The sequence below is a fragment of the Kutzneria chonburiensis genome, assembly GCF_028622115.1.
In the GTDB taxonomy this organism is placed as follows: domain Bacteria; phylum Actinomycetota; class Actinomycetes; order Mycobacteriales; family Pseudonocardiaceae; genus Kutzneria; species Kutzneria chonburiensis.
This window is the reverse complement of the sequence record NZ_CP097263.1, coordinates 4,044,867-4,067,732: the sequence shown is the minus strand read 5'-3', so window position 1 is coordinate 4,067,732 and position 22,866 is coordinate 4,044,867. Positions and strand designations below refer to the sequence as shown.

Here is a 22,866-nt window from a genome sequence, read left to right as displayed (position 1 = left end):
CCGCCGGGCACCGTCAATGCTGTTGCGAATTCAGCGTGGAGTTGCGTAATCAGCAACAACCCGATCGGGGGTTCGGCGTGGCGGAACTGTTCATCGGCGGGCGCTGGACGGGTGCGAGCGACACCCGACCGGTGATCAACCCGTTCGACGGCAGCGTGCTCACCACGGTCGCCGAGGCTGACGCGAATGACGCGTTGATGGCGGTCAGCGCCGCGAGATCCGCTTTCGATGCGGGCCCGTGGCCCCGGACGCCGGCGGCCGAGCGCGGCGCGCTGCTCAACGCCGTCGCCGATCTGCTGATGCGGGACCGGGACGAGATCGCCAGAACGGAGACCCTGGACACCGGCAAGACGCTCGGCGAGAGCATCGCCGATGTGGACGACGTGGTGCGCGTCTTCCGCTACTACGCCGACCTGGCCGACAAGCATCCGGGCCGGGTGGTCGACACCGGCATCCCGAGCGCGCAGAGCCGCATCGTCTACGAGCCGGTCGGCGTGTGCGCGCTGATCACGCCGTGGAACTACCCGCTGCTCCAGGCGTCGTGGAAGATCGCGCCGGCGCTGGCCGCCGGCAACACCATCGTGGTCAAACCGAGCGAGGTGACGCCGCTGACCACGATCGCCCTGGTCCGGCTGATCGAGGAGGCCGGCATCCCGGCCGGCGTGGTCAACCTGGTGCTGGGCGCGGGCGCGACGGTCGGCGCGGCACTGTCCGAAAGCGACGATGTCGACCTGATCTCGTTCACCGGCGGCCTGGCCACCGGGCAGCGGATCATGCGCGCCGCCGCCGGCAACGTCAAGAAGATCGCGCTGGAGCTCGGTGGCAAGAACCCCAACATCGTGTTCGCCGACGCCGACCTGACCACGGCCAAGGACCAGGCCTTGAACGCCGTTTTCCTGCACGCCGGCCAGGTCTGCTCGGCCGGGGCCCGATTGCTGGTGCAGGACAGCATCTACGACGAGTTCGTGGCCGAGATCGCCGCCAGGGCCGACCGGATCCGGATCGGCAGCGGCCTCGACGACAGCAGTCAGAGCGGCCCGCTGGTGTCGGCCGAGCACCGTGACAAGATCGAACGCTACGTGGCGTCCGCCGTCGCGGAGGGCGCGAAGCTGCTGGCCGGCGGCCGTCGGCCCGAGGAACCCGAGCTACAGCAAGGGTTCTTCTACCGCCCGACGGTGTTCGCGGACTGCCGCCGTGACATGACCGTGGTGCGGGAGGAGACGTTCGGCCCCATCCTGACGGCCGAGCGTTTCAGCACCGAGGAAGAAGCCATCGAGCTCGGCAACGACACCGACTACGGCCTGGCCGGCGCGGTGTGGACGCGGGACGCCGGCCGAGCCGCGCGCGTGGCCGGCGCCCTGCGGCACGGCACGGTCTGGATCAACGACTACCACCCCTACCTGCCGCAGGCGGAATGGGGCGGCTTCAAGCGTTCCGGCATCGGCCGCGAGCTCGGACCCACCGGTCTCGACGAGTACCGCGAGGCGAAACACATCTACACCAACACCGATCCGAAACCACTCGGCCTGTTCCCGGGGTGATAGAGGATGTTCGACTTCGTCGTGGTCGGCGGGGGCTCCGCCGGCAGCTGCCTGGCCAACCGCCTGTCCGCCGACCCCGCCACCTCAGTTCTCGTCCTTGAGGCCGGCAGGCCCGACTACATCTGGGATCCGCTGGTGCACATGCCGGCGGCCCTGACCATGCCGATCGGCAACCGTTTCTACGACTGGAAGTACGAGTCCGAGCCGGAGCCGGCGATGAACGGCCGGCGCATCTACCACGCCCGCGGCAAGGTGCTCGGCGGCTCGTCCAGCATCAACGGCATGATCTTCCAGCGCGGCAACCCGCTGGACTACGAGCGGTGGGGCGCCGACGAGGGCATGAAGTCCTGGGACTACGCCCACTGCCTGCCGTACTTCAAGAAGATGGAGAACTGCCTGGCCGGGGCGGACGAGTATCGCGGCGGCGACGGCCCGCTGGTGCTGGAGCGCGGGCCGGCCGACAGCCCGTTGTTCCAGGCGTTCTTCAAGGCGGTGCAGGAGGCCGGGTATCCGCTGACCAAAGATGTCAACGGATATCAGCAGGAGGGCTTCGCCCCGTTCGACCGCAACCTGCACCGCGGCCGTCGGCTCAGCGCCGCCCGCGCCTACATACACCCGGTACGCAAGCGTCCTAATCTGACAGTCAAGACCCGCGCCTACACGACGCGAATCCTGTTCGAGGGCACCAGGGCTGTCGGCGTCGAGTACGTCCAAGGTGGACGGACGAAGCAGGTGAGGGCCGGCGAGGTGATTCTGTCCGGCGGCGCGATCAACTCCCCGCAGCTGCTCCAGCTGTCCGGCGTGGGCAACGCCAAAGAGCTTGCGGCGTTGGGCATCGACGTGGTGCACGACCTGCCGGGCGTGGGGGAGAACCTCCAGGACCATCTCGAGGTGTACATCCAGTACGCCTGCACCAAACCGGTGTCGGTGGCGCCCTACATGAAGTGGTACAACAAGCCTCTCGTGGGCCTGAAGTGGTTGTTCCGCACGGGTCCTGGCGCCACCAACCACTTCGAGGGTGGCGGCTTCGTCCGCAGCAACGACGAGGTGGCCTACCCCAACCTGATGTTCCACTTCCTGCCGATCGCCGTGCGCTACGACGGTTCGCTGCCGGCCGGCGACCACGGCTACCAGGTGCACGTCGGCCCGATGTACTCCGACGCCCGCGGCTCGGTGAAGATCACGTCGACCGACCCGCGGGTCAAGCCGGCGCTGCGCTTCAACTACCTGTCCACCGAGCAGGATCGCCGCGAGTGGGTCGAGGCGGTCCGGGTGGCGCGGAACATCCTTACGCAGCATGCTTTTGACGAGTACAGCGGCGGCGAGATCTCGCCGGGACCGTCGGTCGAGACCGATGAGGAGATCCTGGCCTGGGTGGCCAAGGACGGCGAGACGGCGCTGCACCCCTCGTGCACGTGTCGGATGGGGGTGGACGAGCAGTCCGTCGTTGACCCGGAATCGCTTCGGGTGCACGGAGTTGACGGGCTGCGGGTCGTCGACGCGTCGGTGATGCGGTACGTCACCAACGGCAACATCTACGCGCCGACCATGATGATCGCGGAGAAGTCCGCGGACCTGATCCTCGGCCGGCCGCCCCTGCCGCCGACCGAGGTGGAGTTCTACCGCCACCGGGAGCAGTCATGAGTGCAGACGACGGTCATGGGCTGGCTGAATTAGGGTACAAGCAGGAGTTCGAGCGAACCCTGGGCAACTTCCACACCTTCGCCGCCGGCATCAGCTACATCTCCATCCTCACCGGCACCTTCCAGATGTTCTACTTCGGCTTCTCCGTCGGCGGCCCGGCCAACTGGTGGTCGTGGCCGATGGTGTTCGTCGGCCAGCTGATGGTCGCGCTGTGCTTCGCCGAGCTGTCGGCCCGCTACCCGGTGGCCGGCTCGATCTACAACTGGTCCAAGAAACTCGGCAGCCAACACGTGGCCTGGCTGGCCGGCTGGATGATGCTGGTGGCCTCGGTCGTCACGGTCGCGTCGGTGGCGCTGGCCTACCAGATCACGCTGCCGCAGATCGCCGACTTCTTCCAGATCGCCCCGGACAACGCGGTGAACGCGGTCATCCTGGGCTCGGTGCTGATCGTGTTCAGCACAGCGGTCAACGCCTGGAGCACCAAGCTGATGGCGCGGATCAACAGCGCCGGCGTGTTCATCGAGCTGATCGCCGCCGTGCTTCTGGTGGTGCTGCTGGCTTTCGAGGTCGTGCGCGGGCCGCAGATCGTGCTGGACACCGCGCACAAGGGCGACGGCGTGTCGCTGGGCTACTTCGGCGCCTTCCTGGTCGGCTCGCTGGCCTCGGCCTACGTCATGTACGGCTTCGACACGGCCAGCTCGCTCGGCGAGGAATCCCTGAACCCGCGGAAGAACGCGCCGCGGGCCATCCTGCGCGCGCTGATCGCGTCGTTCATCATCGGCGGTCTGATCCTGCTGCTGGCGCTGATGGCCGTGCGCAACATCAACGCGCCCGAGCTGAGCACCATCGGCTTGCAGTACGTGGTCATCGACGTGCTCGGTTCGGGGCTGGGCAAGGTGTTCCTGGTCGCGGTGGCGATCGCGATCACCGTGTGCATCCTGGCCGTGCACACCGCGGCCATCCGGATGACCTTCGCCATGGCCCGGGACAACAACCTGCCGGCCGGCGCCTGGCTGGCCAAGGTGCACGGCAAGCAGCGCACCCCGGTCCGGCCGGCCGTGCTGATCGGCGTGATCGCGATCATCCTGCTGGTGGTCAACATCGGCCAGCCGCAGATCTTCCAGCTGGTCACCAGCATCGGCGTTGTCCTGATCTACGTGGCCTACCTGCTGGTGACGCTGCCGATGCTGGTCGCCCGGCTGCGCGGCACGTGGCCGGGCAAGGACGCCCCGCGCGAGGGATTCTCGTTGGGGCGCTGGGGTTTGCCGGTGAACGTCCTGGCCGTGGTGTGGGGCGCGGGCATGGCGATCAACCTGGGCTGGCCGCGCAGCGAGGTCTACAACCCGACGCCGCCGTTCCACTGGTTCCTCCAGTGGGGTGCAGTGTTGTTCGTGGGTCTGGTGGCGCTGGTCGGCTTCGGCTACTACTGGATCGTGTTGCGGCACAAGACCGGCGTGCTCGCCGACCATGCCGCTGAGGTGCCGGCTGTCGTGGCGGAGGAGGCGGTCTGATGCCCAAGGTCGTGATCATCGGGGCCGGCGTCGTCGGCTGCGCGCTGGCCGACGAGCTGACCGAGCGGGGCTGGACCGACGTCACCGTGCTGGACCAGGGGCCGCTGTTCGCCACCGGTGGTTCCAGCTCGCACGCGCCCGGCCTGGTGTTCCAGACGAATCCGTCCAAGACGATGGCCGAGTTCGCCACCTACACGGTGGAGAAGCTGGTCGGCCTGGGCGCGTTCAACCAGCTCGGCGGCCTCGAGATCGCGACAACGCCGGAACGGCACGCCGACCTGGCCCGCCGGCACGGCTGGGCCACGTCGTGGGGCATTCCGTCCTCGCTGATCGGCCCGGACGAGTGCCGGGCCCTGGTTCCGTTGCTGGGCAACGGAGTTCTCGGCGGACTGCACACGCCGACCGACGGGCTGGCCAATGCCGTGCTGGCGTGCGAGAAGCAGGCGCGGCGGGCCATCGACCGCGGCGCGCTGTTCATCGGCCGGCAGCAGGTCGTTGCCGTGGAACAGGTTTCGGGGCGCGTGACCGGGGTTCGCACCGAGACCGACACCTTCGCCGCCGACATTGTCGTTTCCTGCGCGGGATTCTGGGGTCCGGCGGTCGGCGAGCTGGTCGGCCTGACCGTGCCGCTGACTCCGTTGGCCCACCAGTACGCCAAGACCACGCCGGTCGCCGGGCTCACCGGCAAGTTCCCGATCCTGCGACACCAGGACCGGGATCTCTACTACCGTGAGCACGGCGACCGGTTGGGCATCGGCTACTACGGGCACCGGCCGATGCCGGTGGATGTTGCTGATCTGCCAACGGATCCGATGCCGTCCATGCTGGCCTTCACGCCCGAGGACTTCGAGGACGCCTGGGCCGCGTCGACCGCGCTGCTCCCGTGCCTGGGCAGGGCTTCGGTCGGCGAGGGCTTCAACGGCATCTTCTCGTTCACCCAGGACGGCGCTCCTTTGATGGGCGAATCACCGTTGCTGCAAGGGTTCTGGGTCGCCGAAGCAGTGTGGGTGACCCATTCGGCCGGCGTCGGCCGGGCCATGGCCGAGTGGTTGGTCGACGGGCAGCCGTCGACCGACGTGCACGAGTGCGACCTCAACCGCTTCGAGGAGCACCAGCTGGCCCCGGCCTATGTTTTGGAGCGGGGTCAGCAGAACTTCGTCGAGGTGTACGACATCCTGCATCCGTTGCAGCCCATGGAGTCGCCGCGTCCACTTCGGACTTCGCCGTTCCATGAGCGGCACCAGGAACTCGGCGCGATGTTCCTGGAGGCGGCGGGCTGGGAACGGCCGCACTGGTTCGAGGCCAACGAGGCGCTGATCTCCGGCTTCGACGTGCCCGAGCGGGACGACTGGTCGGCCCGCTACTGGTCGCCCATCGCCGCCGCCGAGGCCCGAATCACCCGCGAACGCGTCGCCCTGTACGACATGACTCCCTTGAAGCGTTTGGAGGTCTCCGGTTCCGGCGCTTTGGACTTCCTGCAAGGTCTCACCACCAACAACCTGGCCAAGTCCATCGGCTCAGTGACGTACACGCTGATGTTGGACGAGACCGGTGGCATCCGTAGCGACCTCACCGTGGCGCGGCTGGCTGCTGATCGGTTCCAGGTCGGTGCCAACGGCAACCTGGACCTGGACTGGATGGTTCGCCGTGCCCCTGAGGGCGTCACCGTACGGGACATCACCGCCGGCACCTGCTGTCTCGGCGTGTGGGGACCGGCCGCCCGTGATCTCGTGCAACCCTTGGTGGACCAGGACTTCTCACACAAGGGCTTCGGCTACTTCCGATCCAAGCGGGCTTTTCTCGGCTCGGTGCCGGTGACCGCCATGCGACTGTCCTATGTGGGCGAACTCGGCTGGGAGCTCTACACCACCGCCGACATGGGCCTCAAGCTCTGGGACACGCTGTGGTCGGCCGGCCGTGAGCACGGCTTGATCGCCGCCGGCCGCAGCGCGTTCAACAGCCTGCGGCTGGAGAAGGGCTACCGGGCGTGGGGCACCGACATGACCCTGAGCACTCGCCGTCCGAGGCCGGCCTGGACTTCGCCGTGCGCATGGACAAGGACTTCGTCGGCCGCAAGGCCCTCGAATCCCGTCCCGTGACCCGCAAACTGGCTTGCCTCACCGTCGACGACCCCGGTTCCGTCGTGCTGGGCAAGGAACCCGTGTGGTGCAACGGCGCCGCCGTCGGCTACGTGACCAGCGCGTCCTTCGGTTACAGCGTCGGGCGGACCGTCGCCTACGCCTGGCTGCCGCCGGCCGTCGCCGAGCCCGGCACGGCCGTGACGATCGAGTACTTCGGGGAGAAGATCCCGGCAACGGTGCGCACCGAGCCGCTGTTCGATCCCGAGATGGCCAGAATCCGTCGGTGAGAAGGGGAATGTCCGTGACCGCCAGCCTGATCCCGACCCTGCCGGGCGCGTACTACACAGATCCGGAGATCTTTCGGCAGGAGCAGGAACGCATCTTCGAGACGATGTGGTTCTGCGCCATCCGGTCCGCGGACATTCCCACTCCCGGCAAGTTCCGCACCGTCCAAATCGGACGGGAGTCGGTGCTCATCTCGCGGGCCCGCGACAACTCGGTCAAGGCCTTCCTCAACATCTGCCGGCATCGCGGAGCCAGGCTCTGTCTGGACTCCGAGGGCGAGGTCAAGCGCGCCTTCCAATGCCCTTACCACGCTTGGACTTATGGCCTGGACGGCAAGCTCGTCGCCGCGCCCAACCTGACCAAGATGCCCGACATCGACCGCGTCGAGTACGGTCTCGTCACCGTGCAGGTGCGGGAGTGGCTCGGCTACGTGTGGGTGTGCCTCGCCGACAAGCCCCCGTCCTTTGAGGACGACGTCATCGGGGCCTGCACCGAGCGCCTCGGCGACGCTTCGGCCATCGAGCACTACGACGTGGCCAACCTTTCCGTCGGCCGGCGCATCGTCTACGACGTCAAGGCCAACTGGAAGCTCATCGTCGAGAACTTCATGGAGTGCTACCACTGCGCCACCATCCACCCCGAGCTCACCGAGGTGTTGCCCGAGTTCACCGAGGGCCTCGCCGCCCAGTACTACGTCGGTCATGGGGCCGAGTTCGGCACTGAGATCGAGGGCTTCACCGTCGACGGCAGCGCCGGTCTCGACCGCATCCCCACCGTCAGCGACGATCAGGACCGGCGCTACTACGCCATCACCGTCAAGCCCCAGGTTTTCATCAACCTCGTGCCCGACCACGTGATCCTGCACCGCATGTTCCCCCTGGCCGCGGACCGCACGGTCGTCGAGTGCGACTGGCTCTACCTGCCTTCCGTCGTCGAGTCCGGCAAGGACGTCTCGCGTTCGGTCGAGCTGTTCCACCGCGTCAACGAGCAGGACTTCGAGGCGTGCGAACGCTGTCAGCCGGCGATGGACTCCCGCGCGTACGCCAAGGGCGGCGTCCTCGTGCCCAGCGAACACCACATCGGCATCTTCCATGAGTGGCTGTTGGAGCGGTTGGCGTAGCCCGCCTTGCTGTCGGCCACCACGAAGCTCCAGGCTATCCGCCGGCCAGTGGCCGCCGCCTGATCCCTCGAGCTAGTCGATCTGGAGCACGAAGAACAGGAAGGCGAGAAAGCTCCGGCCGGCGATGTTGCGGAACTCGTCGGGGAATCGGTCCCGGGCCTCGGGCACGGGGTCGGGCTCGACGACGCGGCGGATGTGGAAGCCGGCCGAGGTGAAGGCGTCGGTCATGGCGTGCAGGGGACGGTCCCAGAACCGCAGCGGCACGGTGTGACCGCCCATGGTCCACTCCTCGATCCGTTCGCGGGTGGCGAAGTAGTCGGGCTTGGCGCCGGCCTCGCGCTGCCACAGGAAGATGGCGAAAGGATGCTCGACGGAAACCAGCAGCCGGCCGCCGGGCCGCAGAACCCGCCGCAGCTCGGCCAGTGTCGGTCCCCAGTCCTCCAGGTAGTGCAGCACCAGTGAGGCGGTGACGTCGTCAAAGGTGTTGTCGGGAAACGGGAGCGGTTCGGCGAGGTCGGCGACCCGTAGATCGGCGTCGTCGCCAAGACGCTTGCGGGCCTGCGCCAGCATGCCGGCGCTGGCGTCGATGCCGCTCACGACGGCGCCGCCGTCCCGCAACGCGGCGAACAGGGGACCCGCACCGCACCCGGCATCGAGAATCCGCCGCCCGGCGACGTCCCCGGCGAGCGTCAGCATCGCCGGCCGCTCGTAGTGGGCGTTGATCAGGTTGGACTCGTTCTCGGCGGTGTACGCCTCCGCCAGCGCGTCGTAGTGGTTCACACCGAATCATGCCACAGTTTTCGGCGCGTTCCTGGGCGTCGTCGAGGACGATGCGGCCGGCGATGGACTCCCGCGCCTACGCCAAGGGCGGCGTGCTCGTGCCAGCGGTGATCTCGTCAGCCGACGGCGGCGCGGTCGGCGAGTGGGCGGCGGCGCGTCGACGGGTCGGCGAGCGCCGGCGGGGTCCAGGGGCCGTGTTCCTTGTACAGGTTCGTGCCGGGCGGCACGATCTCGTCAATCCGGTCTAGGGTCGCGTCATCCAGGACGAGCGATGCCCCCTTCAGCAGGGTTTCCAGCTGTGCCATGGTTCGCGGACCGATGATCACCGAGGTGACGGCGGGGTGGGCCACCGGGAAGGCCGCCGCCAGCTCGGGCAGCGAGCAGCCGATGTCCGCCGCGAGCTCGACGAGCCGTTCGACGGCGTCGAGCTTGGTCACGGTGTCCGCGACAGCCGGGTCGAAACGGGACGGCGTGAGCGCGGCGCGGCCGGTGGTCAGGTCGATCGGCTGGTCCTTGCGGTACCGGCCGGACAGAAAGCCCGAGGCGAGCGGGCCGAAGGTCAACACGCCCATGCCGTGACGCTGGCAGAACGGCAGCATCGAGGTCTCGATCCAGCGGGTCAGCAGGGAGTACGGCGGCTGCTCGGTGCGCAACCGCTGAAGACCGCGGCGCTCGGCCACGTGGTGCGCCTCGGCGAGCTGCTCGACCGGGAACATCGAGCAGCCGAACGTGCGGATCTTCCCCTGCCGCACCAGGTCGGTCAGGGTCGCGAGGGTCTCCTCGATGTCGGTCGCGGGGTCGTACCGGTGGATCTGGTAGAGGTCGATCCAGTCGGTTCGCAGCCGCCGGAGGCTCGCTTCGACCTCCTTGACGATCCACCGCCGGGAATTGCCGCCCCGGTTGGGGCCGTCGCCCATCGGGAAGTGCACCTTGGTGGCGAGCACGACGTCGTCCCGCCGGCCGTGCAGGGCCTTGCCGACGATCTCCTCTGACTCGCCGCTTGAGTACATGTCGGCGGTGTCGACGAAGTTGATGCCCTGGTCGAGCGCGGCGTGGATGATACGGACGCAGTCGTCGTGATCGGGGTTGCCGACGGCGCCGAACATCATGGCGCCGAGGCAGTGCACGCTCACCTCGATGCCGGTGCCGCCGAGTACGCGGTAACGCATGGTCATGCCGGGAACCGTAGATTCTAGAGTCGACTCTAGGTCAAGACCGTATGCTGGCGGCCATGTCCGACGAAGACACGCTGGAGCTGAGCATCGGACAGGTCGCCGAGCGCACCGGCCTGAGCGTGCACGCGCTGCGCTTCTACGAGCGCGAAGGGGTGCTCGCCAATCCCGTGCGACGCATGGCCGGCGGGCGGCGGGTCTACAGCGAGGACGATGTGGAGTGGCTGCGACTCTGCGTCCTGCTGCGGGCCTCGGGCATGCCGCTGCCGGCGATCCGCCGATACACCGAACTCGTGCGGCTGGGCGACGGCAACGAGGAAGAGCGGCTCACTCTGCTGCGCCAGCACGAGCAGCGGGTGGTCGAGCAGATCGACGAGCTCAACCGGTGCCTGGACGTGGTCAGGTACAAGATCGCGCGGTACGAGGACTATCTCGCCGGCGACGCCGGACCGTGACCGGGTTCAGACCGCCGCCGGCTCCTCGGTGCGTTCCTGGGCGTCGTCGAGGACGATGCGGCCGAGGATGGCGTAGGTCTGCGGCCGGAACCGCTTGAGCGCCAACGCCCCGACGATGCCGATGACGAACAGGGCGCCGACGATCCACGGGATGGCACGGAAGAACGGGGTTGAAGCGGCCGCGCCGGCGGCGGCGTCGAGGTTGTCGACGAGGAGCCAGACGACGGCGATCATGCCGATGCCGCCGAGCAGGGGTGCCAAGAAGGTCTTGAACCAGTGGCGGGATTCCTTGTGGTTACGCCAGAAGTAGCCGATCACGGCGAACGAGCACAGGGTCTGCACGATGAGAATCGCCATGGTGCCGAGAATCGCCATCAAGGTGTACAGACTGAGGTACGGATCCTGCCCGGCCAGGCTGAACGCGGCGACGATGACGACGGCGATCACGGTCTGGGTGAAGGAGGCGACGTACGGCGAACCGTGCTTGACGTGCGTCCGCCCGAGACGACGCCAGATCAGGCCCTCACGGCCGATGGCGTACATGTACCGAGAGGCGCACTGGTGGAAAGCCATGCCACAGGCGAAAGAACCGGTGATCAGGAGCCACTGGAACAGCAGGACGGCCCAGTGGCCGACGAAGGTCTCGGTGGGGCCGAAGAAGAAGCCCAACGGGTCCGAAGCCGCGACAGCGACGGACTTGGCCAAGCCGTTGCCGGCGATGGCCATCCACGACACGAAGATGTAGAAGACGCCGACGCCGATCACGGAGATCAGGGTGGCGCGCGGAATGGTCTTCTTCGGCTCCCGCGACTCCTCCCCGTACATGGCGGTGGACTCGAAGCCGACCCATGACCAGAAGGCGAAGAACAGCCCCAGTCCGGCGGCCGGACCGCCGAAGGCGTTGAGGGGATTGACGGGAGACAGGGGAATCCCGTCAGGTCCGCCGCCACGTACGAGGACGGCGACGGCCATCAGGAACAGCATGCTGATCTCGCCGACCAGCATCACGCCGAGCAGTCGCGACGTCAGGTGAATGTCGAAAAAGGACAGTACGGCCGTGGCCAGCAGCATGATCGCGGCGAACACCTGCCACGGCACGTGCACGCCGAACTGGGCCAGCACGGTGGTCTGCGCGAAGTAGGCGAAGATGCCGACGATCGACGCCTCGAACACGATGTACGCCATCACCGCGAGCAAGCCGCTGGCCAGGCCGACGACCCGGCCGAGGCCCTGCGACACGAAGCCGTAGAAGGCCCCGGTCGCGGTGATGTGCTTGGTCATCGCCACATAGCCGACGGAGAACACCGTCAGCACGACGGTGGCGAACAGGTAGCCGGCGGGCGCGCCGATTCCGTTGCCGAAACCGACGGCCACCGGCACGTTGCCGGTCATCGCGGTGATCGGGGCGGCCGTGGCGATCGCCATGAACACCACCCCGACCACACCCACTGAGTTGGCCCGCAAGCGATCCATCAGAGCAGCTGCCACGCCTTCTCGAGGGAGACCCGCAGAATCTGTTCCATCTCGTCGAAATGCGACTGGTCGCAGATCAGCGGCGGCGACAGCTGCACGACGGGCTCGGCACGGTCGTCGGCCCGGCAGTACAGGCCGTTGTCGAACAGGGCACTGGACAGGTAGCCGCGCAGCACCCGCTCCGACTCCTCGGCGGTGAAGGTCAGCTTGGTCTCCTTGTCCTTGACCAGCTCGATGCCGTAGAAGAAACCGGCGCCGCGGACGTCGCCGACGATCGGCAGGTCCCGCAGCTTGTCCAAAGTGGACCGGAAGGCGGCCTCGTTGGCCTGCACGTGGTCGTAGATGCCCTCGCCCTCGATGATGTCGAGGTTGGCCATCGCCACGGCGCAGGACACCGGGTGTCCACCGTAGGTCGAGCCGTGCATGAAGATGTTGTGCCCCTGGAGGAACGGCTCCATCAGCCGATCGCTGGCCAACACCGCGCCCAGCGGCGCGTAGCCGGACGTCAGTCCCTTTGCGACGGTGATCATGTCGGGCTGGTAGCCGTAGCGGTTGGCCCCGAAGTCGTGGCCCAGCCGGCCGAAGGCGCAGATGACCTCGTCCGACACGAGTAAGACGTCATAGGTGTCACAGATCTCCCGCACCCGCTGCCAGTAGCCGGGCGGCGGCGGGAAGCAGCCGCCGGTGTTCTGCAACGGCTCGAGGAACACCGCGGCCACGGTGTCCGCGCCCTCCATCAGGATGGCCTGCTCGATCTGGTCGGCGGCCCACCGTCCGAACGCGACCAGGTCGTCGCCGTGTTCGGGCGCACGGTAGAAGTTGGTGTTGGGCACCTTGATCGCGCTGGGCACCAGCGGCTCGAAGTCGGCCTTGGCGCCGGGGATGCCGGTGATCGACAGCGCCCCCTGCGACGTGCCGTGGTAGGCCATCGAGCGGCTGATCACCTTGTGCTTGGTCGGCTTGCCGGTCAGCTTGAAGTACTGCTTGGCCAGCTTCCACGCGGTCTCGACCGACTCGCCGCCGCTGACCGTGAAGAACACGCGGTTGAGATCGCCGGGGGCCTGCGCGGCCAGCCGCTCGCCCAGCCGGACCGCGGCCGGGTGGGCGGCCGACCAGAGCGGGAAGTAGGCCAGCTTGCGGGTCTGCTCGGCGGCGGCCTGGGCCAGCTCCTCGCGGCCGTGGCCGACCTGCACGGCGAACAGGCCGGCCAGACCGTCGAGGTAGCGCTTGCCGTTGGTGTCGTAGATGTAGACGCCCTCGCCGCGCTCGATGACCGGGATGTCGGTCTCGGTGTACGCGGAGTGGCGGGCGAAGTGCAGCCACAGGTGGTCGCGGGCCGAGGCGGGGAGGTCGGCGCTCCCGGGGTTGACAGTCATGGCGTCCTCACCGATTTCGTCGTCCAACTGCGTCTCGACTACGTTTATCGCACATCGGTGAGGCCAAGACAAGGGATTCCGTAGCGGTTTACCGGGTGCCCCACTGGTAGGACTGCTTGTGCAGCCGCAGGTAGGGCATGGTTTCCACGTCGCGGACGCCCTCGACGGTGCGGATCCGGTTGGACATCAGGTCCAGCAGGTCGGCATCGTCCTCGCAGACCGCCTCGCACAGGATGTCGAAGCGGCCGGCGCACACCACCACGTAGTCGATCTCGGGCATGGCCGCCAGCGCGTCCGCCACCGGCTCGATCGGGCCGCTCACCTTCAGCCCGATCATGGCCTGCCGGAACAGCCCGACCTGCATGGGGTCGGTGACCGCGACGATCTGCATCACGCCCGACTGCACCAGCTTGGCCACCCGCTGCCGCACCGCGGCCTCGGACAGGCCGACGGCCTTGCCGATGGCCGCGTACGGCCGCCTGCCGTCCTCCTGGAGCTGCTCGATGATCAGTTTCGACGCCTCGTCGAGAGGCTCGGTGTTCCTGCGCACCGGCGCATCATCGCAGCTCCCCGCCGGCCGGCACGGCAGCGTCGACCGTGTCCGCCAAGACAACCGCCCGCGTGAAGTAGGCCGAGCCGTTCCGCCAGGCCAGGGCCATCGGCACGATGCCGACCGCGAGCAGGCCCAGTCCGATCCCGTTGACCACGGCCGAGTTGGCCCCGATGGCCTCGACGAACATCCACAGCAGGAACACCGCGCCCAGGCCCGGCCACAGGCCGATGAGCAGGAAGTTCCGCACGCTCTTGAACAGCTCGGCCCGGTGCGAGACGACCACGGCCACGCCGGCGAGGCCGTAGTAGAAGGCGATCTGGAGGCCGATGGCGCTGATCGCGTCGGCCAGGATCTCGCCGACCGAGCCGAGGAAGTTGGCCGCCACGAACAGCAGCACCGAGACCACGGCCACGACGATCGTGGCCAGGGTGGGCGTCCGCCAGCGCCGGTGGGTCACGCCGAACGCCCGCGGCAGCGTGCCGTCACGGCCCATCGCGAACATGGTCCTGGTGACCTGGATCAGCGTCGTCTCCAGGGTCGCGATGGTGGACAGCACGACCGCGATGGACAGGATCTTGCCGCCGGGGCCGGGCCAGATCGCCTGGCCGAGCAGGTCGAGCAGGTTGCCGCTGGCGCCGCCCACGGTGTCGGCCGACAGCAGCAGGTTGACCAGCACGGTGAAGCACAGGAACAGGCCGAACACGATCACCACGCCGACGATGCCGCCGAGGCCGGCGGCGCGGCGGGCCGAGCGGGTCTCCTCGTTGAGGTTGGCCGACACGTCCCAGCCCCAGTAGTAGAACGCGGCGACCAGTGCCGCGCCCGCGAAGCCGCCCATGCCGTCGAAGTGGGAGAAGCCCAGCCAGGACCAGTCGAAGTGGGTGACGGCGATGCTCGGCGCGCGCAGGAAGCCGACGACCAGGAAGACGGCCAGGATGGCCACCTCGATGCCGGACATGATCCACTGCGCCCGGGCCGTGACGTGTGCGCCGAGATAGACGACCAGTGCCATGGCGGCGAACCACACCGCGCCGACCACCGTGACCAGGGCGGTGTTGGACGCCAGCTCCGGGTCGAACAGGGACAGCGTCAGCGAGCCGGCCGGGATCGCGCCGGCGACCATGAACAACGTGGCCGAGACGATCAGCGCCCAGCCGGACAGGTAGCCGAGCACGGGATGCAGGGCGCGGCCGACCCAGGCGTAGCTGGCGCCGGCGTTGACCTCCGTACGGCCGAGGTGGCTGAAGGCCCAGGCGATGCCGAGCATCGGGATGCCGCACCAGAGGAGCGCCGCCGGGCTGCCGAGACCGGCCACCGCGACCAGGGCCGCGGTGCTGGCGCCGATCGAGTACGCCGGCGCGCTGCCCGCGACGGCCATCATGGCGGTGTCGGCCGCGCCGAGCACATTGGCTCGTAACGCACGCTCCTCGGACATACGGCGCCTCCAGCGGGGGTCGGCGGGTGACGGGGGCCACACCCGTGCGGTGTAGTGAAGGCGCTCGACGCTGGGAAGTCAATGGCTGTGGCTGCGGAAACAGCAACTTAATCGAGTGGTTGCAATCGATACCGTCAAGCGAGACCATGGTTTACGACTAAATCCGTGCCTGGAAGGATCCGTTCGGTGGCCAAGACTGTCTTCACCAACCTCGTCAACGGCGAACGGACCGGCGCGGCCGACGGCCGCACCCTCGACGTCGTCGATCCCACGACCGGCGAGGTGTACGCGACGTCGCCGCTGTCCGGGCCGGCCGACGTGGACGCCGCCGTCGCCGCGGCCGGCACGGCCTTCGAGACCTGGCGCGACACCACGCCGGCACAGCGGCAGCTGGCGCTGCTGAAGATCGCCGACGCGATCGAGGCCCGGGCCGACGAGTTCGTGCAGGTCGAGTCGGCCGACACCGGCAAGCCGCTGGCCCTCACCACCACCGACGAGATCCCGCCCTGCGTGGACCAGTTGCGTTTCTTCGCCGGCGCGGCCCGGATGCTGGAGGGCCGGTCGGCGGGGAGTACCTGGCCGGGCACACCTCGTACGTGCGGCGCGAGCCGGTCGGCGTGTGCGCGCAGGTCACGCCGTGGAACTACCCGCTGATGATGGCCATCTGGAAGATCGCCCCGGCGCTGGCCGCCGGCAACACCATCGTGCTCAAGCCGTCCGACACCACGCCGGCCTCGACCACGCTGCTGGCCGAGGTGTGCGCCGAGTTCCTGCCGGCCGGCGTGTTCAACGTGGTCTGCGGCGACCGGGACACCGGGCGGGCGCTGGTGTCGCACGACCGTCCGGACATGGTGTCGATCACCGGGTCCGTCCGGGCCGGCATGGAGGTCGCCTCCGCCGCGGCCGTCGACCTGAAGCGGACGCACCTCGAGCTCGGCGGCAAAGCCCCCGTCGTCGTGTTCGCCGACGCCGACCTCGCGGCCGCCGCGGCCGGCATCGCCGCCGCCGGCACGTTCAACGGTGGCCAGGACTGCACCGCCGCCACCCGCGTCATCGTCGAGGAATCCGTGCACGAGGAGTTCGCGGCCCTGCTCGCCGCCGAGGCCGGCAAGCTCCGTACCGGCGCGCCGTCCGAGGACGTCTGGTACGGGCCGTTGAACAACGCCTCGCAGCTGGCCCGGGTCGCCGGCTTCATCGACCGGCTGCCTTCCCACGCCTCCGTGCTCACCGGCGGTTCCACCGTCGGCGACCGGGGCTACTTCTACGCCCCCACCGTGGTTTCCGGCCTCCGCCAGGACGACGAGATCATCCAGAACGAGGTCTTCGGGCCGGTCATCACCGTGCAGACCTTCGCCGACGAGGACTCCGCCGTGGCCATGGCCAACGGCGTCAAGTACGGCCTCGCCTCCAGCGCCTGGACCCGTGACCACGGCCGCGCCCTGCGCATGGCCAAGCGCCTCGACTTCGGCTGCGTGTGGCTCAACACCCACATCCCCATCGTGTCCGAGATGCCCCACGGCGGCTTCAAGCACTCCGGCCACGGCAAGGACCTGTCCCTGTACAGCCTCGAGGACTACACCCGCATCAAGCACGTCATGTCGGCTTTCGAGTGACTAGCCCGCTGCCTCGGCGGCCCGCTCCAGCCACAGCTGCGCCTCTTCGGGGTCGGCCGGCTCCACGATGTCGGTGAGCGCGAAAGCCAGGTGCTCCATGGCCCGGACATCGCCGGCTTCGGCGGCCCGTCGCAGCCAGGCAACGGCGTCGGCCACCCGGCGAGGCTCGATGCTGTACAGCAGGATCAACGCGATCGCGAGCATCGTGCCGGTGTCGCCGGTCGCCTCGACATAGCGCTCCAGCCACGGCAGCAGCTCGTCGTACCGGTCAAGGCCGGGCAGGATGTGCATCAGCTTGACCATGGCATCGAGCATGTCGTTCTCGGCGGCCCGCACGTACCAGAACGCCGCCGTGTCGAGATCGGGCGGGTCGAGCACCTCCTGACACAGGATGCCGAGGTTGTACATGGCGACAGGGTCGCCCGCCTCGGCCGCCCGGGTGAACCACGATCGGGCCACGTCGGGTTGTGGCGGGTCCGACTCCTCCATCAGCGCGACGCCGAGCGCGATCATCGCCGGGACGTGTCCGACCGTGGCCGCGTGTTCGTACCAATGACCTGGACTGGCCAGGCCCTCACCCGGCGACTGGGCACACATTCGGCCTATTTCGAAAAAGCGGTCGGCGTCGCCGGCCTCCAGGACGCGTGCGTGCCAGGCCTCCCGTTCGCTCTCGGGGACCAGTTGGGGATTCTCGGCGGCCAACATGGCGACGGCGAAGTGCGACATGCCTTCCACGTCGGCCTGCCGCAGCCAGCGCCACGCCTGCTCGAGATCGGGTGGATCGCTCAGGACACCGAGCTGGTTGGCGAGGTTCAGCATGCCGTTGGGGTCGCCCAGTTCCGCGGCTCGCCGGTACCACGCGATCGCGCCGGCCCGATCTGGCGGCTCCTGGTCGCCGGCGAGCGAGGCAAGTCCGCACATGGCCGCCGTGTTGCCCGCTTCGGCCGCGCGTTCGAACAAGGCGCGCGCGGCCGCCGGCTCGGCCGGCTCGATCTCGTCCGCCAACAACTCCCCGAGCCGGGCCATGGCGTCGGGTTCGCCGGCCGCCACGGCACGCTCCAGCCACGCCCTGGCCTCGTCCAGAAGCGGTGGCTCCGCCTCTTCGATCTGCAACTCGGCCAACGCGAGCATGGAGTGGACGTCACCGGCCTCGGCGCCGGGCAGACAGGCCTTGAGCGCGACCGTGATCAGCTCACGCTCTTCGGCGGCCTGGGTGATGTGCAGCGCTTCCTCGGTGGTGGCCAGCGCGAGGACCTGGTCCCAGAAGTCGTCGGGAACGGGCCGCTCGTCGCCGACCTGGCCGTCGTCGGCGGCGATCAGGTAGTCGAAGGGCCGATAGCCGCGCATGCGCTGAGGCAGTGGGAAGGTGCGGAGGGCGGCGACCCGGCCGGCTCCCTCTGGCGGCGTGCGGGCGGTCCGGATGGCGGCGTCGAGCTCGGCGTCCGCGGGGTCGAGCTCGGGTCGTTCGACGGCCAGCAGGTCGACGGCAAGTCGGGTCAGCTCGGTGGAGCCGATGGGACGCACCATGCCGACCCGGGCCCAGTCGATGGCGGTCTGCAGCACGGCATGCAGCATCGGGTCGGCGGCGCGGGCGTCGCGGTACTGCTGGAGCAACGTGGGGGCGCCGGCGAGCCGTTCCGCGAGGCCGGCGGTGGACAGGTCCTGGCTCGGATAGGCGGCCGCGGCGGCGGCCTGCTCATCAGGATCGTCCATAGTGGACGCGAGGTCGATCGTTGTGCGTAGGACGTCCTCGAGGATCTGACGGGCGTTTCGCGTGAGCGCGCCCTCTCGGAGCAACCGCGCTCGTTCCTCCTGTCGGAGGGTGGCGAGGACGATCGTCGGCCCTGGGCGTGCGATCAGCTGGCTCAGCAACGCCGGTGTCACCGGGTTGGTCGGGGTGAGAAACCGCTGGAGGTCGTCCAGCCAGATGACGAGGCGGTCCGCGGACGACGCGATCCGGGGATGCGCGACCAGGCGGTGCAGCAAGGACGGCTCCGGTGCGACCAGGCGTGCGTCGGGCCAACAGTCGCGGACTGCCTCGAACGCCGTCCGCGTCTTACCGGCCTTCGACGGGCCGACCACCAGCGCCATCTGCCCGCGTGTCAGGGCGGTGCGGAGCCGCGTGTCGACGTCGTGCCGGGTGCGCGGCACGTAGGGATCGTGCTCGCCGTAGCTGTCGCGGTCGCCGAACACGGTGACCGACGCCCCGAGTTGGTACGGATTCAGGTCGGCCACCAGCGGCAGGTCGCCGTCGTCGAGCCGGTCGACCAGCCCGGCCAGCGGCGGCACCTGATCATCCGTCGCGATGCGCAGGTCGGCCGGTAGGGACAGGGCGTCGGCGACGCGGCGACCGTCGGCGTCCAACGAGCCGGCGATGCGATCCATCGGCACGATGCGGATCGCCGACGACCCCTGGCGCGGATGGTGTTCGACGACGACGCCCAGCGCGAGTCCACGGTGGAACACCAGCGCGCCGGACAGGCCACCCCACGGCGACCCGGCCTTGTCGATCGCCGATTCGGGCACGTGTACGTCCCGCAGGTCGGCGTCCCGCAGCACCAGGAAACCGGACTCCACGTCCTCGGTGAGCCGGATCGTGCCGTGCAATTCCGCCGCATTGCGCTGGCGGTCCGCCGGATCCCGTTGGAACAGTGGATATCCGACGGCCTGGCAGTCGGTCAACCGGCCGCTGAAGCGACGGTCGACCCGGCCGAAGCCCGGGCTGTCCCAGTTATCCGGCCACGGCGGCTCGGCGAGCCGCAACACCGCCACGTCCAGCCGCTGCGAGCTGACGACGTCGGCGACGGCGACCTGTGCGCCGTCGGTCCGTCGAATCACCGACACCGCAAGCGGTTCGGCGCCGGACTCCTTGTCGATCGTGCAGTGCCAGGCCGTAAGCACCTGCTGACGTCCGATGAGAAAGCCGGATCCCCACTGCACCCGCCCGTGTCGCAGCTCGGCGAGGACCGCCACCACGCGGTCCGCCGGCACCCCGGCCCACGGCACGTCAACCATGATCGGCTACGGCTTCGGCCCGACATGGTCGCGCTCGCCCGCCGACTGCACGGCCGAGATCGTGAAGTCCCGGACGAGCGTGCCGTCCTCGCGCCGCCACATCGGCGTCAGCGTCAGCTTCAACGTCTGCGTCGTCGCCGACTTGTAGGAGCCGCCCGCTTCCAGGATCTTCCAGCCGATCTTGCCGTTCGCGTTCTTCTCGACCACCGCCTGCACCGTCAGCTCGACCGGCTCCAGCGTGAACTGCATGGCTGAGTCCTGCCCCTCGGCCACGGCCGCCGTCAGCTCCGCGCGCAACGCCTCGATCGCCTCGGCCAGCCCCACCACCGCGTCGCCCATGGCACCCCCTCGATGTGCTGTCTGGAACGTCGTCGGCCGGGCGCTGAGAGTTACCTCCCGTTTGGGTGACTCAGACGGCGGCGGTGGCCAGGGTTTCGTGGATCAGGCGGCGGATCATGGGGGAGGGGGCGACGCCGAGCTCGCGGGCCAGCAGGGCGCGGTAGTGCTGGTACGTGGACAGGGCTTCGGCGACGTTGCCTTCGGCCAGGTGGACCTCGATGGCCAGCCGGTACGGGCTTTCCCGCAGCGGATCGGCCCGCAGCGCGGCCAGCGCCGCTTCGAGGGCGTCGCCGTGCCGGCCGGCGCGCAGGCCGGCGGCGGCGAAACCCTCGACGGTGTGCAGGTACAGCTGGCGCAGGCGTTCCCGCTCGACGAGCACCCACTCGTCGTACCAGCCGGGCAGCAGCTCGTGCGGCCCCAGCAGCAGGCTCGTCGGCAGATCCGCGCCGCCCTGCCGTGACATCTGCACGAGCTCGCTCACGTCCAGGCGCAGCGCCGGGTCCAGGCTGATGGCGTCGCCGCTGACCCGCACCGTCGGCACCGACAGCTGCTGGAGCCGCCACAACGCCGTCCGCAGGCTGGCCAGCGCCCGCCCCTCGCTGCCTTCCGGCCACAGCAGGCCCACCGCCGTGTTCCGGTTGGTGTCCCGGCGCAGCGCCACCAACGCCAGCAGCCGCTGCTGCGCCTTCGGCACCACCAGCTCCCGCCCGCCCACCGTCAGCGCGAAGCCGTCAAGCAGGGTCAGACGCGCGGTGTCGGACATGGTGTACCCCCGAAAGGTCAGCCGTTCTACGCCGTCATGGTCACTCACGACCACAGGAGTCACTGCGGCGAACGGCTGATACCACCCAAAGAGGCAGCGCTGAATTGCGCCGCCTCCGGCGTCGCGGCTCGGCACTGTGTTGAATGGCCCTGCCTCCGGCAGGGCGGCTCGGCCCCTCGTGACCCCTGCCTCGCCCTTGCTGGATTTTCAAGGGCCGCATCCGGCTCGGTGGTGGGGCGCGTAGGTCGCGGCCCTCGAAAATCCAGCAACCGGGCGAAGCAGGGGCGGGGCCGAGCGATCTGGGGGTTGGCGGAAATCAGCTCGTGACGGAGTAGCGGATGGGCAGTCGCTTCAACCCGCCGACGAAGTTGGTCGCGGCGAGGGCGGGCTCGCCGGCGAGCTCGAGGCTGTCGAGGCGGGGCAGCAGCTCCTGGAGGAAGGCGGCGATCTCCATCTTGGCCAGGGCGGCGCCGAGGCAGTAGTGCACGCCGAAGCCGAAGGACAGGTGCTTGTTGGGCGTCCGGCCGACGTCGAACGTGAACGGGTCGGCGAAGACGTCCTCGTCGCGGTTGCCGGAGGGATAGGACAGCAGCAGGGCATCGCCCGCACGGATCTGGACGCCGCGCAGGGTGCAGTCCTCGGCGGCGTTGCGCATGAACGACGTCACGGGCGTGGTCCAGCGGATGATCTCGTCCACGGCGGTGGGAATGAGGCTCGGATCGGCCTTGAGCCGGCGCAGCTGCTCGGGATGCTCGGCCAGGGCCTGGATGCCGCCGGCCAGCGCGCCGCTGGTGGTGTCGTGCCCGGCGGTGGCGACGATGATGAAGTACGAGAGGACGTCCTGGTCGCTGAGATACTCGCCGTCGACCTGGGCGTTGGCGATCGTGGACGCGATGTCCTCGGTCGGTGTCGCCCGGCGGCTGGCGGCCAGTTTGCCGAAGTAGGCGAACAGATCGTCGATCACGAGGGTGGCCGAGGCGGGATCCAGGTCACGGGCCTTGTCGGGATCGGAGTTGCCGAACAGCTCCTGCGTCAGCGCGCGCATGAGGCCGAAGTCGTCCTCGGGCATCCCCAGCAGCGACAAGATCACGTACAGCGGGAAGTCCATGCTGATCTGCGCGGCGAAATCGCACTCGCCGCCCAGCGCGGCCATCTGGTCGACGGAGCGCCTTGTCAGCTCGCGCACCCGAGACTCCATGCGGCGCATGACACTGGGCCGGAACCAGTCCGCCCCGATGGCGCGCAGCAGCCGGTGCTCCCGGCCGTCGATGTGCACCAGCGTGCGCAGCGCCCGGCCCTCGGCCACCATCTGCTCGAGCCGCTCGTCCAACGCCCGTGGGCTGAGCACCGGGCGCGGCGCGTTGCGGAACCGCTCGTGGTCGCGCTCGATCTCCATGATGTCCGCGTGCCGGGTCACCGCCCAGAACGGCCGATAGTCCGCCGCCTCCACCCGGTGCACCGGGGATTCCCGTCGTAGCAACGACAATCCCTCGTGCAGCCGGTCGTTGTCGGTGTACGTCCCGGGCTCGGCCAGCATCAGGCCAGCCGCCTCCACTGCGTTGGTCACCTGGCCGACCATATGGCCACTGTCCGGTTCGTGGCCGCCGCTGTGCGCGAAGGGGTAGCCAGCCCGCGGCGTTGGGCCGACCATGACGGCGATCTGACCGCGGACTGACCGGTTCCACCGGTCACCGACCGCCATCGTTACTA

General features: G+C 68.9%; 15 protein-coding genes and 2 pseudogenes. 7 read left to right on the top strand and 10 right to left on the bottom strand.

Translation table 11 applies throughout. From position 1 onward, the window contains the following. Positions 1-77 precede the first annotated feature (77 nt). The 5 genes and pseudogenes from M3Q35_RS18205 (at position 78) to M3Q35_RS18185 (ending at position 8,182) form a co-directional block, all read left to right on the top strand. Positions 78-1,541 carry an aldehyde dehydrogenase family protein gene (locus M3Q35_RS18205; protein ID WP_273943054.1) on the top strand — a complete coding sequence of 488 codons (1,464 nt, stop codon included), beginning with the start codon at positions 78-80 and terminating at the stop codon, positions 1,539-1,541. A gap of 6 nt (positions 1,542-1,547) precedes the next feature. Next, positions 1,548-3,185, top strand: a complete 1,638-nt coding sequence (gene betA, locus M3Q35_RS18200) for a choline dehydrogenase (protein ID WP_273943053.1) — start codon at positions 1,548-1,550, stop codon at positions 3,183-3,185. After that, positions 3,182-4,696 (top strand): APC family permease, encoded by a 1,515-nt coding sequence (locus M3Q35_RS18195; RefSeq protein WP_273943052.1) that lies wholly within the window; start codon positions 3,182-3,184, stop codon positions 4,694-4,696. Before betA ends, M3Q35_RS18195 begins: the two co-directional genes overlap by 4 nt. Next, positions 4,696-7,064: pseudogene (locus M3Q35_RS18190) on the top strand (GcvT family protein). Before M3Q35_RS18195 ends, M3Q35_RS18190 begins: the two are co-directional and overlap by 1 nt. 14 nt (positions 7,065-7,078) lie before the next feature. After that, entirely contained in the window at positions 7,079-8,182 is a 1,104-nt protein-coding gene (locus tag M3Q35_RS18185) for an aromatic ring-hydroxylating oxygenase subunit alpha (RefSeq protein ID WP_379793958.1), read from the top strand. Positions 8,183-8,254: 72 nt separating this feature from the next. Here M3Q35_RS18185 and M3Q35_RS18180 read toward each other — a convergent pair whose 3' ends face one another. Continuing rightward, positions 8,255-8,962 carry a class I SAM-dependent methyltransferase gene (locus M3Q35_RS18180; RefSeq protein ID WP_273943051.1) on the bottom strand — a complete coding sequence of 236 codons (708 nt, stop codon included), beginning with the start codon at positions 8,960-8,962 and terminating at the stop codon, positions 8,255-8,257. A gap of 116 nt (positions 8,963-9,078) precedes the next feature. Continuing rightward, a complete protein-coding gene (locus M3Q35_RS18175) occupies positions 9,079-10,131 on the bottom strand; it encodes an aldo/keto reductase (protein ID WP_273944384.1) in 1,053 nt (350 codons plus the stop codon). A 62-nt stretch (positions 10,132-10,193) separates the two neighbouring features. Between M3Q35_RS18175 and M3Q35_RS18170 the strand changes: the two genes are divergently transcribed. Then, a complete protein-coding gene (locus M3Q35_RS18170) occupies positions 10,194-10,589 on the top strand; it encodes a MerR family transcriptional regulator (protein WP_273943050.1) in 396 nt (131 codons plus the stop codon). Positions 10,590-10,595: 6 nt separating this feature from the next. Here M3Q35_RS18170 and M3Q35_RS18165 read toward each other — a convergent pair whose 3' ends face one another. From M3Q35_RS18165 to M3Q35_RS18150, 4 genes are all read right to left on the bottom strand, one after another. Then, on the bottom strand, positions 10,596-12,014 hold the full coding sequence (locus tag M3Q35_RS18165) for an APC family permease (RefSeq protein ID WP_337960603.1): 1,419 nt from the start codon (positions 12,012-12,014) through the stop codon (positions 10,596-10,598). Between the two features lie 47 nt (positions 12,015-12,061). Then, positions 12,062-13,438, bottom strand: coding sequence for an aspartate aminotransferase family protein (locus M3Q35_RS18160; RefSeq protein ID WP_273943047.1), 1,377 nt, complete (start codon positions 13,436-13,438; stop codon positions 12,062-12,064). An 88-nt stretch (positions 13,439-13,526) separates the two neighbouring features. Continuing rightward, the gene (locus tag M3Q35_RS18155; protein WP_273943046.1) at positions 13,527-13,988 is read right to left on the bottom strand and encodes an Lrp/AsnC family transcriptional regulator; all 462 of its coding nucleotides are present in this window, start codon (positions 13,986-13,988) and stop codon (positions 13,527-13,529) included. Positions 13,989-13,995: 7 nt separating this feature from the next. Then, complete coding sequence (locus M3Q35_RS18150; protein WP_273943045.1) at positions 13,996-15,426, bottom strand: APC family permease; 1,431 nt, start codon at positions 15,424-15,426, stop codon at positions 13,996-13,998. A 186-nt stretch (positions 15,427-15,612) separates the two neighbouring features. Here M3Q35_RS18150 and M3Q35_RS18145 point away from each other — a divergent pair. Beyond that, a pseudogene (locus tag M3Q35_RS18145) lies at positions 15,613-17,039 on the top strand (aminobutyraldehyde dehydrogenase). Here M3Q35_RS18145 and M3Q35_RS18140 read toward each other — a convergent pair. From M3Q35_RS18140 to M3Q35_RS18125, 4 genes are all read right to left on the bottom strand, one after another. Beyond that, entirely contained in the window at positions 17,040-20,054 is a 3,015-nt protein-coding gene (locus tag M3Q35_RS18140; RefSeq protein ID WP_273943044.1) for a bifunctional trypsin-like peptidase domain-containing/SEL1-like repeat protein, read from the bottom strand. It abuts the pseudogene before it with no gap. Positions 20,055-20,060: 6 nt separating this feature from the next. Continuing rightward, positions 20,061-20,393 (bottom strand): trypco2 family protein, encoded by a 333-nt coding sequence (locus tag M3Q35_RS18135; protein WP_273943043.1) that lies wholly within the window; start codon positions 20,391-20,393, stop codon positions 20,061-20,063. A 70-nt stretch (positions 20,394-20,463) separates the two neighbouring features. Next, positions 20,464-21,156, bottom strand: a complete 693-nt coding sequence (locus M3Q35_RS18130) for an AfsR/SARP family transcriptional regulator (protein WP_273943042.1) — start codon at positions 21,154-21,156, stop codon at positions 20,464-20,466. A 316-nt stretch (positions 21,157-21,472) separates the two neighbouring features. Continuing rightward, positions 21,473-22,723, bottom strand: a complete 1,251-nt coding sequence (locus tag M3Q35_RS18125) for a cytochrome P450 (protein WP_273943041.1) — start codon at positions 22,721-22,723, stop codon at positions 21,473-21,475. Positions 22,724-22,866 lie beyond the last annotated feature (143 nt).

Bases quoted from the DNA above. Each gene is read 5' to 3' on its own strand.
- M3Q35_RS18130 (WP_273943042.1), bottom strand. From the start codon at position 21,156: ATGTCCGACACCGCGCGTCTGACCCTGCTTGACGGCTTCGCGCTGACG.
- M3Q35_RS18135 (WP_273943043.1), bottom strand. From the start codon at position 20,393: ATGGGCGACGCGGTGGTGGGGCTGGCCGAGGCGATCGAGGCGTTGCGC.
- M3Q35_RS18150 (WP_273943045.1), bottom strand. From the start codon at position 15,426: ATGTCCGAGGAGCGTGCGTTACGAGCCAATGTGCTCGGCGCGGCCGAC.
- M3Q35_RS18160 (WP_273943047.1), bottom strand. From the start codon at position 13,438: ATGACTGTCAACCCCGGGAGCGCCGACCTCCCCGCCTCGGCCCGCGAC.
- M3Q35_RS18140 (WP_273943044.1), bottom strand. From the start codon at position 20,054: ATGGTTGACGTGCCGTGGGCCGGGGTGCCGGCGGACCGCGTGGTGGCG.
- M3Q35_RS18195 (WP_273943052.1), top strand. From the start codon at position 3,182: ATGAGTGCAGACGACGGTCATGGGCTGGCTGAATTAGGGTACAAGCAG.
- M3Q35_RS18175 (WP_273944384.1), bottom strand. From the start codon at position 10,131: ATGCGTTACCGCGTACTCGGCGGCACCGGCATCGAGGTGAGCGTGCAC.
- M3Q35_RS18165 (WP_337960603.1), bottom strand. From the start codon at position 12,014: ATGGCGATCGCCACGGCCGCCCCGATCACCGCGATGACCGGCAACGTG.
- M3Q35_RS18170 (WP_273943050.1), top strand. From the start codon at position 10,194: ATGTCCGACGAAGACACGCTGGAGCTGAGCATCGGACAGGTCGCCGAG.
- betA (WP_273943053.1), top strand. From the start codon at position 1,548: ATGTTCGACTTCGTCGTGGTCGGCGGGGGCTCCGCCGGCAGCTGCCTG.